Source organism: Plantibacter sp. PA-3-X8 (assembly GCF_003856975.1).
In the GTDB taxonomy this organism is placed as follows: Bacteria; Actinomycetota; Actinomycetes; order Actinomycetales; family Microbacteriaceae; genus Plantibacter; species Plantibacter auratus.
Map to the genome: position 1 here is coordinate 2,320,820 of NZ_CP033107.1, position 13,985 is coordinate 2,334,804.

10 protein-coding genes are annotated in these 13,985 nt (G+C 67.9%); 4 read left to right on the top strand and 6 right to left on the bottom strand.

The window, feature by feature from the left end; translation table 11 throughout:
• Positions 1 to 10: 10 nt before the first annotated feature.
• Positions 11 to 1,735, top strand: a complete 1,725-nt coding sequence (locus tag EAO79_RS11025; protein WP_079705528.1) for an ABC transporter ATP-binding protein — start codon at positions 11 to 13, stop codon at positions 1,733 to 1,735.
• 82 nt (positions 1,736 to 1,817) lie between these two features.
• Here EAO79_RS11025 and EAO79_RS11030 read toward each other — a convergent pair whose 3' ends face one another.
• Genes EAO79_RS11030 through EAO79_RS11045 form a run of 4 tightly spaced genes read right to left on the bottom strand, consistent with a single transcriptional unit; the run spans position 1,818 to position 6,492 of the window.
• Positions 1,818 to 2,435 (bottom strand): hypothetical protein, encoded by a 618-nt coding sequence (locus tag EAO79_RS11030; protein ID WP_124769007.1) that lies wholly within the window; start codon positions 2,433 to 2,435, stop codon positions 1,818 to 1,820.
• 47 nt (positions 2,436 to 2,482) lie between these two features.
• Positions 2,483 to 4,588, bottom strand: a complete 2,106-nt coding sequence (locus EAO79_RS11035) for an ABC transporter ATP-binding protein (RefSeq protein ID WP_124769008.1) — start codon at positions 4,586 to 4,588, stop codon at positions 2,483 to 2,485.
• Complete coding sequence (locus EAO79_RS11040; protein WP_124769009.1) at positions 4,581 to 5,504, bottom strand: ABC transporter permease; 924 nt, start codon at positions 5,502 to 5,504, stop codon at positions 4,581 to 4,583. The genes EAO79_RS11035 and EAO79_RS11040 overlap by 8 nt, the downstream gene beginning before the upstream one ends.
• 4 nt (positions 5,505 to 5,508) lie before the next feature.
• Positions 5,509 to 6,492, bottom strand: a complete 984-nt coding sequence (locus EAO79_RS11045) for an ABC transporter permease (protein ID WP_079705532.1) — start codon at positions 6,490 to 6,492, stop codon at positions 5,509 to 5,511.
• A 296-nt stretch (positions 6,493 to 6,788) separates the two neighbouring features.
• Between EAO79_RS11045 and EAO79_RS11050 the strand changes: the two genes are divergently transcribed.
• The 3 genes from EAO79_RS11050 to EAO79_RS11060 all read left to right on the top strand — a co-directional run bounded on the left by EAO79_RS11050 (position 6,789) and on the right by EAO79_RS11060 (position 11,077).
• Entirely contained in the window at positions 6,789 to 8,513 is a 1,725-nt protein-coding gene (locus EAO79_RS11050) for an ABC transporter family substrate-binding protein (RefSeq protein WP_164486930.1), read from the top strand.
• A 154-nt stretch (positions 8,514 to 8,667) separates the two neighbouring features.
• The gene (gene typA / locus EAO79_RS11055) at positions 8,668 to 10,575 is read left to right on the top strand and encodes a translational GTPase TypA (protein WP_056007297.1); all 1,908 of its coding nucleotides are present in this window, start codon (positions 8,668 to 8,670) and stop codon (positions 10,573 to 10,575) included.
• Between the two features lie 70 nt (positions 10,576 to 10,645).
• Positions 10,646 to 11,077, top strand: a complete 432-nt coding sequence (locus EAO79_RS11060; RefSeq protein ID WP_124769011.1) for a hypothetical protein — start codon at positions 10,646 to 10,648, stop codon at positions 11,075 to 11,077.
• 168 nt (positions 11,078 to 11,245) lie between these two features.
• Here the strand turns inward: EAO79_RS11060 and efeB are convergent, their stop codons facing one another.
• Both efeB and efeO read right to left on the bottom strand, forming a co-directional pair.
• Positions 11,246 to 12,643, bottom strand: a complete 1,398-nt coding sequence (efeB, locus tag EAO79_RS11065; protein ID WP_124769012.1) for an iron uptake transporter deferrochelatase/peroxidase subunit — start codon at positions 12,641 to 12,643, stop codon at positions 11,246 to 11,248.
• Between the two features lie 113 nt (positions 12,644 to 12,756).
• Positions 12,757 to 13,968 (bottom strand): iron uptake system protein EfeO, encoded by a 1,212-nt coding sequence (efeO, locus tag EAO79_RS11070; protein ID WP_124769013.1) that lies wholly within the window; start codon positions 13,966 to 13,968, stop codon positions 12,757 to 12,759.
• Positions 13,969 to 13,985: the final 17 nt, after the last annotated feature.

Genomic DNA, 13,985 nt, shown 5'->3' on the forward strand with positions numbered 1-13,985 from the left:
CGCGAGCCAGATGAACACCCAGCAGCCGCTGCTCGAGGTCAAGGACCTCGAGGTCACCTTCCGTACCCAGAGCGGGACGGTCCAGGCCATCCGCAAGACCGGGTTCACCATGATGCCCGGGGAGACCGTCGCGATCGTCGGTGAGTCCGGATCCGGGAAGTCGACGACCGCGCACGCGATCATCAACCTCCTGCCCGGTACCGGCAAGATCAGCGGGGGCGAGATCCTCTTCGAGGGGCGCGACCTCTCGAAGCTCTCCCGCAACGAGATCGAGGACGTCCGAGGACGCCTGATCGGTTTCGTACCGCAGGACCCGATGTCCAACCTGAACCCGGTGTGGAACATCGGCTTCCAGGTCGAGGAGGCCATCCGTGCCAACGGCATCGCCCACGGCAAGAAGGCCGTCCGCGCCAAGGCGATCGAGGTGCTCCAGCAGGCCGGCCTCTCCGACGCCGACCGTCGCCTGAAGCAGTTCCCGCACCAGTTCTCCGGTGGCATGCGTCAGCGCGTGCTCATCGGTATCGGTCTGTCGTCGAGCCCGAAGCTGCTCATCGCGGACGAGCCGACGTCGGCGCTCGACGTCACGGTCCAGCGGAAGATCCTCGACCACCTCGAGAGCCTGACCCGCGACAGCGGCACGGCGCTGCTCTTCATCACGCACGACCTCGGCCTCGCCGCCGAGCGCGCTGAGAAGCTCATCGTCATGTACAAGGGGCAGATCGTCGAGGCCGGTCCGTCGGTCGAGATCCTGCAGAACCCGGTGCACCCGTACACGAAGCGGCTCGTCGCAGCGGCGCCGAGCCTGGCGTCGCGTCGCATCCAGTCGGCGACCGGATCGCTCGAGACCCTCGACCACGAGGCTCCCGCCGGCTCCGAGGGCATCGACCTCATCGTCGCCGCCGAGCACCGCGCTGCGGCGCAGGCTGCCCAGCCGGACGCGGAAGCCGCGATCGTGGTCAAGGACCTCGAGAAGGTCTACAACATTCGTGGCCAGAAGGCGGCTGAGCGGGAGCTCAAGGCCGTCGACGGCGTCTCGTTCGAGATCCCAAGGGGCACCACCATGGCGCTCGTCGGCGAGTCCGGATCCGGCAAGTCGACCGTGGCGAAGCTGCTCCTGCAGCTGGAGACGCCGACGTCCGGCCAGATCCGCATCGGTGGCAAGGCGATGGAGGGGCTCGATCGCAAGGGCCTCCTCGCGCTGCGCCGGAAGATGCAGCCGGTCTTCCAGGACCCCTACGGTTCCCTCGACCCGCTGCGGAACATCGGCAACACGATCGCTGAACCGCTCGTCACGCACAAGGTGGGCGACAAGGCCTCCCGCCGTGCTCGCGTGCTGGAGCTCCTCGACCAGGTCTCGCTGCCGCAGGCGGTCGCGACCCGGTACCCGAACGAACTCTCCGGTGGACAGCGTCAGCGCATCGCGATCGCTCGCGCACTCGCGTTGAAGCCTGAGATCGTCGTCCTCGACGAGGCGGTGTCCGCGCTCGACGTCCTCGTCCAGGCGCAGATCCTGCAGTTGCTCGCCGACCTCCAGTCGGAGCTGCAGCTGACGTACCTCTTCATCACCCACGACCTCGCGGTCGTGCGCGTGATCGCCGACAACGTCGCGGTCATGCAGAAGGGGAAGATCGTGGAGGCGTCGACCACGGACGACGTCTTCGAGAACCCGAAGCAGCAGTACACGCGCGAACTCCTCGACGCCATCCCCGGCGCCGGGATCGAGCTCGCGCTGTAACCGGCGCACCACGTCGAAGGGCGGTACCGCGGAGTGATCCGTGGCACCGCCCTTCGGCGTTGCGGGAGGCGTCCGCCGGTCGCTAGCCGAGGAGCGCCGAGGCGACGCCCCAGAGGACGAGTGCGGCCGTGACGCCGAGGGCGACGACGTCCCAGCGCGAGGTGGCGAGGCGGTCGTCCTTCGGGTCGATCCGACCCCAGCGTTCGTGCGCACGGTCGATGAGGTCGACGGCCGTCGGACCCTCGTTGCCGGCGCGGCCGGGTCGGCGGACACCCGCCGCGCGGTCCTGGTGGTCGACCCCGCGTCGTCCGGCGCGTCCGCCGATCATCGACGGGCGGTCGAGACCGGCGCTCGGCGCGCCCCAGCTCGTGATCTTCCGACCGTCGCGGAGGAGCACCGTGAGCTGGTAGCGGCTGGTGGCCTCCTCCATGCGCGACCACGGGATGTCGTGGAGACGCCCCACGTTTACGATGGTCAGCTGCGACGGCTCGATGACGATGCAGGGGCGGACGAGGACGAGGTAGACCAGCCACACGACGAGGAGCTCCCACGGGAGCGCCTGGACCGCGAAGTTCCAAGCCCCGCGGCCGACGGCGTCGATGATGAAGAAGACCATGAGCAGGGCGGTGACCCCGAGGATCCAGAAGCCGCTCGTGCTCCGCAGAGTGGTCCGATTGCCGGCGTTCATCGCTTCGTTCACGTCCACCATCCTTCCAGGCCGCCGACCCGCGGGGCCGCACGGCTCGATCAGGCGGTGACGAGCCGGTCGCTCTCCGCATGGTGACACGCCACGAGCCGTCCGTCGACGGGGCGCTCTCGCGGATCGTCGCGTTCGCAGACCGCCTGCTTCTCCGCCGGCAGCAGCTGGAACAGCGGGCAGCGGCTCCGGAAACTGCAGCCGACCCGGTCGTCGCTGGGGGAGGGGAGGTCGCCGTTCAGCAGGATGCGCTGCCGGCTGCGTTCGATCTCGGGGTCCGGGACCGGCACCGCGGAGAGGAGCGCCTGCGTGTACGGGTGCTTCGGGTCGTCGAAGATCGTGGCACTGGGTCCGTACTCGACGATGCGCCCGAGGTACATGACCGCCACGTCGTCGGCGATGTGCCGGACGACGGCGAGGTCGTGGGCGACGAACAGGTACGAGAGTCCGAGCCGCTGCTTGAGGTCTTCGAGCAGGTTGATGACGCCGGCCTGGACGGAGACGTCGAGCGCGGAGACCGGCTCGTCGAGCACGAGGATCTTCGGTTCGACGACGAGCGCCCGGGCGATGCCGATGCGCTGTCGCTGGCCACCTGAGAACTCGTGCGGGTACCGGCCGGCGAAGGACGGTTCCAGGCCGACGAGTTCGAGCATGGCACCGACGCGGGAGCGGATCTCGGTGGGGGAGACCCCGTGGACGGTCAACGGTTCGCCGATGATGTCCTCGATCGTCATGCGCGGATCGAGCGAGGCCATCGGGTCCTGGAACACCACCTGGATGTCGCTGCGCAGCTTCCGGCGGTCGGGCTTCGACAGCGTCGCGGTGTCGACCCCGTTCACGTGGATGCTGCCGCCCTGCGTCCCGGCGAGTTCGAGGATCTCCATGATCGTCGTCGTCTTCCCGCAGCCGGACTCCCCGACGAGGCCGAGGGTGCGTCCGCGCTGGACGCTGAACGAGACCCCGTCGACCGCGCGGACGGTGCCGATGTTGCGACGGAACACGACGCCCTTCGTGAGCGGGAAGGCGCGGGTCAGGTCGCGGACGTCGAGGACGGTCTCCGGAGCGACCTCGGCGACGAGCTCCTCCGGTACGTCGTCCGGCCGAGGGAAGATCTCCGGGCGGCGCAGCGACCCGTCGGCGATCTCGCCGGCGCGGATGCACGCCGCCGTGTGGTTGACCGAGGTCGTCGGGTCCTCGACGGGACCGTCGAGGACGGGGAGCAGCGCCGGTTCACCCTCGAGGCAGGCGGCCACGGCGATCGGGCAGCGCGGGGCGAAGGGGCAGCCGGTCGGCACGGTCGTCAACAGCGGTGGGCGTCCCTCGAGCGGGACGAGTCGCTCCTGCTGGTTCGCGGCCATGTTCGGCATGGAGCGCAGCAGACCGATCGTGTACGGCATGAGGGGTTCGCGGAACAATGGGACGACGGGTGCCGTCTCGACGATCCGACCCGCGTACATCACGGCCACCCGGTCGGCGTTGCCGGCGACGACACCGAGGTCGTGCGTGATGAGCACCACGGCGGCGCCGGTGATGTCCTTCGCCTTCTGGAGCACCTCGAGGATCTGCGCCTGGATGGTGACGTCGAGCGCGGTGGTCGGCTCGTCGGCGATGATCAGCTGCGGGTCGTTGGCGATGGCGATCGCGATCATGGCCCGCTGACGCATGCCACCGGAGAACTCGTGCGGGAACGACTTGGCACGCCGCTCCGCGTTCGGGATGCCGACGATCTTCAGGAGTTCGACGGCCCGGGTCTCGGCGGCGCGCTGCGAGAGCGCGGAGTCGTGGAGACGGAGGCCCTCGGCGATCTGCTGACCGATCGTGTAGACGGGCGTGAGGGCCGAGAGCGGATCCTGGAAGATCATGGCGATGTCGCGCCCGCGGATCTTCGACAGTTCCTTGTCAGACTGGCCGAGCAGCTCGACGCCGTCGTAGCGGATGCTGCCGCTCACCTGCGCATTGGTCGGGAGCAGCCCCATGACGGCCATCGAGGAGACGCTCTTACCGGAGCCCGACTCGCCGACGATGCCGAGGAACTCGCCTCGCCGCACCTCGTAGGAGACACCGCGGACGGCGTGCACCGGCGTGCCGGCGTTGGGGAAGGTGACGCTGAGGTCGTCGACCTTGAGGAGCGGCGCGGTCGCCTGGGGGTCAGTCACGGTTGGCTCCTGAGGTCGGGTCGATGGCGTCGCGGAGGGCGTCGCCGAGGAGGCTCGAGGCGAGCACGGTGATGACGAGGATCGCTGCCGGGAAGACGAACAGCCAGGGCCGCGTCACGGCCGCACTCGCACCGGCGGCGAGGAGAGTACCGAGCGAGACGTCGGGCGCCTGGACGCCGAAGCCGAAGAAGCTCAGCGTCGTCTCCGACAGGATCGCCGCGCCGATGCCGAGCGTCGCGTCGATGATGAGGAGGCTCGCGACGTTCGGGATGATGTGCCGACGGATGATCGTGAACCCGGGGACGCCCATGAAGCGCGCGGCCTTGACGTACTCGCGTTCGCGGAGCGACATCGTCTGCCCGCGGATGACGCGGGCGAGCACCATCCAGCCGAACAGGACGAGGAAGACGACGAGGGCGAGCCAGGAGAGCGACTTGAACGCCGGGCTGAGGAGCACGAGGAGGAAGAAGCCGGGGATGACGAGGAGCAGGTCGATGAGCCAGACGATCGCCTTGTCCCAGACACCGCCGACGTAACCGGCGATGGCCCCGACGAGTCCGGCGATGATCGCCGCCCCCGGGCCGACGATCAGGCCGATGACGATGGACTTCTGCAGACCGACGAGGGTCTGCGCGTACACGTCCTGGCCGATGTTGTTCGTGCCGAACCAGTGCGACAGCGAGGGCGGCTGGCTGAAGGCGAGGCCGTCCTGGTCGGTGAAGGACCAGGGGGAGAGCATCGGGCCGATGAAGGCCCAGAGGATGATGAAGACGAGGACGCCTCCACCGATGCGGGCGCGCTTCGTGGCGAGCACCTTCCGGAGGATCGTGCGTCCGCGGGACTGCGGCCGCTTTGGTGCATCCCGCATCGTCTCGGGTTCGCCGACGGTGAGGGTCGATGGGTCGGTCAGTGCCATGTCGTTACACCCGCACTCTCGGGTCGAGCGCCGCATAGATCACGTCGGAGAGGGTTCCGGCGATCAGGACGAGGATGGAGGTGAAGAGGATCGTTCCGGCGGCGGCGTTGATGTCCGAGTTCGAGACGCTCGTGAGGAGGTACTCGCCCATGCCGTGCCAGCTGAAGACGTTCTCCGTCACACTCGCGCCGGTGAGGATGAGTCCGAAGGAGTAGGCGAAGAACGTCGACATCGGGATGAGCGCGACGCGGACGCCGTGTCGGATGATCGCGGAGCCGCGGGTCCGGCCCTTCGAGCGGGCGGTGCGGATGTAGTCGGCGCTCATCACGTCGAGCATGGCGCTGCGCTGGTACCGCGAGTACGAGGCGACGGCGCCGACGGTGAGGGTGATGGTGGGCAGCAGCAGATGCATCGCCCGGTCGCCGAACTGTGTCCAGAACCCGCCCTGTAGGCCGGCGGTGTACTCGCCGGTGAAGTTGATGACGTTCGTGCCGACCGCCTGGTTGAGCGACGTCGCGAGGATCATGAGCACGACGCCGATGACGAAGACGGGCATCGCGAGGATCGTGAACGAGGCGTAGGTGATGATCTGGTCGCTGGCCCGGTACTGCCGGACGGCGCCCCAGACGCCGAGGGCGACGCCGATGACCGCGCCCAGGATGGTGCCGATGACGAGGAGTCGGAGGCTCGTGCCCGAGCGCTCGAAGATGTCGGCCGTGACCTGGGTGCCGCGGGTGCTGACGCCGAGGGACCCGGTGGTCACGAGCTGGGTGACCCAGTCCCAGAGGCGTTCGAGCAGCGGCACCTTCGGGTTGACGCCCATCTTGTCGAGCGCCGCGTCGATCGAGGACTGCGGGATGGGCGGGTTCTTCCCGAGGAACCGGGCCGAGGGCTGGAGCGTCATGCTCACGAGCACGTAGCCCAGCATGGTGGCGATGGCGGAGAGGAACAGGTAGTTGACCAACCGCCGTGCAATGAACCCGATCATGTACCAGCCTTGCGAAGTCGTTGTGCGGGACCGCGTCGTCCCGTCAGCTGTGCTCCCCTCGTGGGGTGGAGACACTGTAACCCCGAACCATCGGGAATCAGAAAACGACGCGTGTTCCCAGGAAACGAAACGTATGTTTCCGGCTCGTACCGTCGAGAAATCGAAACGGTAACAATTCGTGCCCACTTGTGGGGGATCCCCGGAGCGGGTGCAAGATGGTCCCCATTGGCCTGCGCGCCTTCCGCTCCGCATCGGTGCGGCGTTGCGCAGTTACACGTCACGAAAGGTGGATCTCGATGAGTTCCAGAACACAGGGATCGAAGCGGCGCGGCGGGATGATCCTCGCCGGCGTCTCGATCGTCGCCCTCGCATTGACGGCTTGCACCGGAGGTGGTTCAGGCGGTGGCGGCTCGACGTCGAAGCCCGCCGAGCTGTCCGGCACCGGCTGGGAGCGCGCCGACGCCGACCAGATCGCCCAGGGCGGCACACTCAACCTCGCGGTCGACACGATCCCGGCCAACTGGAACCTCAACAACCTCGACGCCGGTACGGTCGACGACCAGTTCCTCACGAACCTGTACACGCCGTCGTTCGTCAAGATCAAGGAAGACGGCTCCTGGGAGGCGAACCCCGACTACGCGACCTCGGTCGAGCTGAAGAGCGAGGACCCGCAGGTCGTCGAGATCAAGATCAACCCCGACGCCGTGTGGTCCGACGGTACCGCGATCAGCTTCGACGACGTCGCTGCGACGTGGCAGTCCCTGAACGGCGCGAACGAGGCGTACGCACCCACGTCCACGAACGTGTGGAAGGACATCGAGTCCGTCACCGCCGGCGACAGCCCGCAGGACGTCCTCATCACGTTCAAGAACAAGAACGCGGACTGGCCGTCCATCCTCGGCAACATCTGGCCGAAGTGGCTCGGCGCGACGCCCGAGTCGTTCAACACCCTCTGGGCGACCGGACCGTACGCGGCCGACGGCACGACCTACGTCTCGGGTGGCCCGTACATCGTCAGCAAGATCGACCAGACCGGTGCCGTCGTCACCTTCGCGCCCAACCCGAAGTGGTGGGGCGACAAGCCGAAGCTCGACAACATCATCTTCAAGCAGATCTCCCGTGCCGGGCTCGCCCAGGCGTTCTCCAACAGTGAGATCGACGTCTTCAGCGTGGGTTCCAACGCCGACAACTACCAGACGGCTCAGAAGCGCAGCGACGCCGAGATCCAGCGTTCGCGCGGTACCACCTACAACCACATCACGCTGAACGGCACGTCCGAGGTCCTGAGCGACCCCGAGGTCCGCCAGGCGTTCGCCAAGTCGATCAACCGTCAGACCATCGCCGAGGCCCGCCTCGCCGCGATCGACGCGCCGACCGACCTGCTGAACAACCTCATCTTCCTCCCGGGCCAGGACGGCTACGAGGACGACGCCTCCAAGGTGCTCGGCTACGACATCGACGCGGCCAAGAAGCAGCTCGAGGACGCCGGTTGGAAGGAGGGCAGCGACGGCATCCGCGAGAAGGACGGCCAGAAGCTGACCGTCCGCTACGTCATCGACTCCGACAACCCGGTCTCCGCCGAGACGTCGCAGCAGGTGCAGGCCATGGTGAAGGAGTCGGGCTTCGACCTCCAGATCGACACCGTCCCCTCGGATGACTTCTTCACGAAGTACGTCACCACCGAGACCCGCGACTTCGACGCCGTGAGCTTCGCGTGGCAGGGCACCGCCTTCCCGATCTCCAGCACCGAGTCGATCTTCTACCCGGCCGACTCCGGGCAGAACTTCCCCGGCGTCACCGACGACTCCCTCGGTGACCTCTGGGCGAGCGCCAACGCGGAGCTCGACCCCGACAAGCGCCTCGAGATCGCGAAGGAGATCGACAAGAAGATCGTCGCCCTCGCGACCACGCTCCCGCTGTTCCCGGTGCCGTACACCTACGGCGTCAAGACCGGCCTCGTGAACTACGGGCCGACCCAGTTCGAGACCATCGACTGGAAGAACGTGGGCTGGAAGAAGTAAGCGACACGACGGGTTCCTCCTGAGGACGACGGGCATCGGCGGGAAACCGCCGGTGCCCGTCGCCGTTCAGCCCCCGGCCAGGACTCCTGCGGTATGATGGTCCGTCGGCACCATCGTGCCCGAATCCCATCCACTTGAAGGAAGCCACCCTTTTATGGCGCTCGCCACTCGTTCCGATCTGCGCAATGTCGCGATCGTGGCCCACGTTGACCACGGCAAGACGACCCTCGTCGACGCCATGCTGCGACAGACCAACTCTTTCGCCGAACACGCCCACCTCGAAGAACGCGCCATGGACTCGAATGAGCTCGAGCGCGAAAAGGGCATCACCATCCTCGCCAAGAACACGGCGATCTCGTACAAGGGCGAACACGCCACCGACGGCCCGATCACGATCAACGTCATCGACACCCCCGGCCACGCCGACTTCGGTGGAGAGGTCGAGCGCGGCCTGTCCATGGTCGACGGCGTCGTCCTCCTCGTCGACGCGTCCGAGGGCCCCCTGCCGCAGACCCGCTTCGTGCTCCGCAAGGCGCTCGAGGCCAAGCTGCCGGTCATCCTCCTGGTCAACAAGACCGACCGCCCCGACGCACGCATCGACGAGGTCGTCGTCGAGAGCCAGGACCTCCTCATCGGTCTCGCCAGCGACATGGTCGACGACGTCCCCGACCTCGACCTCGACGCCGTCCTCGACGTCCCGGTCGTCTACGCCTCCGGTAAGGCCGGCCGCGCGTCGTCCAACAAGCCCGCCAACGGCGAACTGCCCGACAGTGAAGACCTCGAGCCGCTGTTCGCAGCCATCCTCGAGCACATCCCGGCTCCGCAGTACGACGACGAGCACCCGCTCCAGGCGCACGTCACGAACCTCGACGCCTCGCCGTTCCTCGGTCGCCTCGCGCTCCTGCGCATCTTCAACGGCACGCTGAAGAAGGGCCAGACGGTCGCCTGGGTCCGCCACGACGGCGACGTCCACAACGTCCGCGTCACCGAGCTCATGATCACGAAGGCCCTCGACCGCTACCCGGCCGAGAGCGCCGGCCCCGGCGACATCGTCGCCGTCGCCGGTTTCGCCGACATCATGATCGGCGACACCCTGGCCGACCCCGAGGACGTCCGCGCGCTGCCGGCCATCACGGTCGACGACCCGGCCATCTCGATGACCATCGGTACCAACACCTCGCCGCTCATGGGCAAGGTCAAGGGCCACAAGCTCACCGCGCGCATGGTCAAGGACCGCCTCGACCGCGAGCTCATCGGTAACGTCTCGCTCAAGGTCCTCGACATCGGTCGACCCGACGCGTGGGAGGTCCAGGGCCGTGGAGAGCTCGCGCTCGCCATCCTCGTCGAGCAGATGCGTCGCGAAGGCTACGAGCTCACCGTCGGCAAGCCGCAGGTGGTCACGAAGCGTATCGACGGCAAGGTCCACGAGCCGTACGAGCACCTGACCATCGACGCTCCCGAGGAGCACCTCGGCGCGATCACCCAGCTCCTCGCCGCTCGCAAGGGCCGCATGGAGAACATGGCGAACCACGGCACCGGCTGGGTCCGCATGGAGTTCATCGTCCCGTCGCGCGGCCTCATCGGTTTCCGCTCCGAGTTCCTCACCGCCACGCGCGGTACGGGTATCGCCAACGCGTTGGCACACGGCTACGGCGAGTGGGCCGGCGCGATCACGACGCGCAACAACGGCTCGATCGTCGCCGACCGCTCCGGCGTGGTCACGCCCTTCGCGATCATCGCGCTGCAGGAGCGCATGTCGTTCTTCGTGCAGCCGACCGAAGAGGTCTACGAGGGCATGGTCATCGGTGAGAACTCGCGCAACGACGACATGGACGTCAACATCACCAAGGAGAAGAAGCTGACCAACATGCGTCAGTCTTCGGCCGACAACTTCGAGTCGATGACGCCGCCGCGCGTCCTCACGCTCGAGGAGAGCCTCGAGTTCGCCCGCGAGGACGAGTGCGTCGAGGTCACGCCCGAGCACGTGCGCATCCGCAAGGTCGAGCTCGACGCTCAGGCCCGCCAGCGCAGCTACTCGCGTCTCAAGAAGCAGTCCGAGTAGGCAGTAACCGCTCCAACCCGATGCCCGGTCCTCTCAGGAAGACCGGGCATCCGGTCGTTAAGCTGATCGCATGCGCCGACCCGCCTCCCTCGCCCTGCTGGCCGCCCTCGTCCTCGCTCCGACGCTCGCCGGGTGCAGCGTCATCGAGTCCACCGTCAAGGACTCCGTCGAGCAGGGCATCCGCGACGCCACCGGTGGCGACTTCGACGTGAACCTCGACGAGGGGCTGCCGGACGGATACCCCGTCGACGCCGTCCCAGTGGTCGACGGCACGGTCAACGGCGGACGTGGCACGGTCGACGGCAAGGACACCTTCGTCGTCACGGTGCAGGCGACCGACGCCGCCACCGCAGCCAAGGACGCGCTCGTCGCGGCGGGCTTCACGATCGACGGGGAGATCGCGAACGGCGACGGTTCGATCGTGACGCTGTCGACGACGGCCTACGACGTGAAGCTCGTCGCCTCGGCGGACAGCATCCTCTACACGGTGACGGTCAAGTAGCACTTCGACAGGCTCAGTGACCGGGGTCGGTGCTTCTCCGGTCCCTGAGCGCCCTTCCGGTCCCTGAGCGCCCTTTCGGTCCCTGAGCTTGTCGAAGGGCGCACTTCGACAGGCTCAGTGACCGGGCAGGGAGGGCTCAGTGACCGGGGCTCAGCGACCGGGCAGGTCCTACGCGAAGAGCGTCTCGCCGACCCAGCCGTCCTTGCTCGCGCCCGGCGGCACCGCGAAGATCGCCGACCCGACGTGCTTGATGTACTCGTTGAGCGCATCGGTGGCCAGCGCGCGCTGCACGTCGATGAACTGCTTCGGCGATCGCTGGTACGACATGAAGAACAGTCCGGCGTTCAACCGCCCGAGGTCGTCGTTGCCGTCGACGAAGTTGTATCCGCGTCGCAGGAGCTTCGTGCCCTTGAGCTGGGTCGGGTGCGCCAGGCGCACGTGCGAGTGCTTGTCGATGAGCGGCTGATCCGTTGCGCCGACCGCGTCGAAGTCGGGCTCAGTGAACTCCTTACCGCCCGACAGCGGTGCGCCCTCGCCCTTGCTCCGACCGATGACGCGCTCCTGCTCCTGGAGCTGCGCGCGGTCCCAGGTCTCGATGATCATGCGGATCTTCCGGACCACGAGGTAGGAACCACCGCTCAGCCAGGCGGCGCTGTCTCCGTCCTGAACCCAGACCTGCTCCTCGACCGTCTTGGTCTCCTCGGACTTGACGTTCGCGGTGCCGTCTTTGAAGCCGAACAGGTTGCGCGGGGTGACCTGGCTGGTGGAGGTCGAGGAGGTACGACCGAAGCCGAGCTGCGACCAGCGGATGGAGGCGCGTCCGAACGCGATGCGGCTCAGATTGCGGATCGCGTGCACGGCGACCTGCGGGTCGTCGGCGCACGCCTGGATGCAGAGGTCGCCGCCGGTGAGGCCCGCCTGGAGGTTGTCGCCCGTGAAGCGGGGGAGCTTCTCCAGCTCGGCCGGGCGCCGGTCGGCGATGCCGAACCGGTCCGTGCCGTCCTCGGCGGTGAAGAGCGTGGGTCCGAACCCGAAGGTGATCGTGAGCCCGCTGGCGGGCAGTCCGAGCGCTTCTCCGGTGTCGACCGGGGGAGCGAGCGGGGAGCCGTCGACGGCACCGCCGTCGGCGACCTCCTTCCCCTGCGTCATGCGTGCCGCGGCGACACTCCAGTCCTGGAGCAACTCGATGAGCTCCTCCCGGGTGGTCCCAGCCGACACGTCGTACGCGGCGAAGTGCAGGCGGTCCTGCGCCGGCGTCGTGATCCCGCTCTGGTGGGCCCCGTTGAACGGGTAGACCGTCGTGACGCCCGCGGCACTCGCCGAGGCGCTGACGGCGGCGGTGATGGCCGCGGTCGCCCCGGCTCCGGCCGCCAGCCCTGCGGCGCCCGCTCCGGCGAGGCCGAACAGCGCCCGGCGCGACAGCCCGCGCCGCGGGGCGTCGTTCGGTGGTGCGGACGCGGCGCTGGATTCAGGCGCGGTGGGCGTCGATCCTGCCTCGGGTCCAGGCGCGGTGGGCGTGGACCCTGCCTCGGTGGCAGGAGTCGTGGGGGGAGTGTGCTCGGTCATCGGACCTCATGCTATTCAGGGATGGCTGGAAGGCCGCAGGGCCGGAACCCCCAGAATGCTCTGAGCGGTTCCGGCCCGGCGCGCCGCGGAGGCGGCGGTGGATCCGTTCGGTGCTACTCGGCGACGCCGAGCACCGTGTGGGTGAGCTGCGACAGCGGCTCGGCGAGGGCGTTCACCTGGTCGGAGAGCTCCTTGCGCTGCTCCTCGGTGACGGTGTCGTAGCTCACGAAGCCGCTGTCGAGGCTGCCGTACTTCGCGAGCAGGTCCTGCAGCGCCGTGAACTCGGTCTCGATCTGGCCGACGAGCTTCGTGCCCGCGTCACCCTTGCTCGCGGCGATGTCCTTGACGTTGCCGAACGCGACCTCGGCTCCCTGCACGTTGGCCGCGAAGTCGTAGAGGTCGGTGTGGGACCACCAGTCCTCCTCGCCGGAGATCTTGCCGACGGCGACCTCGTCGAGGAGACCGATGGCACCGTTCGAGATGTCGCCGAGGCTCACGGTGAAGTCCTTCTCGGAGACGAGGTCGAACAGCTGCTGCACGTCGTCGACGAGTCCGGTGGCGAACTGCTGACGCTGTTCCGGCGTCGACGGCGTCCAGTCCGTCAGCGCGCTCGTGCCGTCGGAGTTCAGCGCGTCGGCTGCCGGCGGCCAGAGGTCCTTCTCGATCCGGTGGAAGCCGGTCCAGTCGAGTCCTTCAGCCACGGCGTCGACCTCGCGGTAGTCGATCTTCGGGTCGAGGTCGCCGAACGCCTCGGCCGTCGGTTCGATGCGTTCGTACGAGACGCGCGTCGTCGCGAAGAGCTGACGGGCGGTCTCATCGTCGCCGGCGGCGTACGCGTCGGTGAAGGCCTTCACCTGCGGCACGAGTTCGGCCACCTGCGACTTGATGTACGCGACGTAGTTCGTCACGGCCTGGTCGGTGAGCGCCTGCTCGTCCTTCGAGACGGCCGCGTTCTCACCGGTGACGGTGAACTCGGCGAGGCCGACGGGAGCCCCGACGAGCTGGAACTTGCAGGCCGTGTAGTACGTGCCGGGGTTCAGCTGAGCGACGTAGGACACCGTCTGGCCCGGCGTCACGTTCTCCTTCTCGCCGACGATGCGCAGCTTGTCCGAGGCGAGGATCTCGAACTCGTTGACGTCGGTGCCGTTGTTGGTGATCGAGAACGTCACGGCACCGGCCGTCGCCTTCGCGACGGACACCGAGCACGAGTCGTCGGTGATGGCGACGGTGAGTGCGTCGCTTCCCGTCTTGTTCGGGACGCATCCCGTGAGGGCGAGGGCGAGGACGCCCGCGCCGGCGAGGCCGGCGATGATGCGGTGCTGCATGGAGACTCCTGTCGGAA

Excerpts from the sequence above, each read along its gene's own strand:
- EAO79_RS11025 (WP_079705528.1), top strand. The coding sequence starts at position 11 with ATGAACACCCAGCAGCCGCTGCTCGAGGTCAAGGACCTCGAGGTCACC.
- EAO79_RS11040 (WP_124769009.1), bottom strand. The coding sequence starts at position 5,504 with ATGGCACTGACCGACCCATCGACCCTCACCGTCGGCGAACCCGAGACG.
- EAO79_RS11045 (WP_079705532.1), bottom strand. The coding sequence starts at position 6,492 with ATGATCGGGTTCATTGCACGGCGGTTGGTCAACTACCTGTTCCTCTCC.
- EAO79_RS11050 (WP_164486930.1), top strand. The coding sequence starts at position 6,789 with ATGAGTTCCAGAACACAGGGATCGAAGCGGCGCGGCGGGATGATCCTC.
- typA (WP_056007297.1), top strand. The coding sequence starts at position 8,668 with ATGGCGCTCGCCACTCGTTCCGATCTGCGCAATGTCGCGATCGTGGCC.
- EAO79_RS11060 (WP_124769011.1), top strand. The coding sequence starts at position 10,646 with ATGCGCCGACCCGCCTCCCTCGCCCTGCTGGCCGCCCTCGTCCTCGCT.
- efeB (WP_124769012.1), bottom strand. The coding sequence starts at position 12,643 with ATGACCGAGCACACTCCCCCCACGACTCCTGCCACCGAGGCAGGGTCC.
- efeO (WP_124769013.1), bottom strand. The coding sequence starts at position 13,968 with ATGCAGCACCGCATCATCGCCGGCCTCGCCGGCGCGGGCGTCCTCGCC.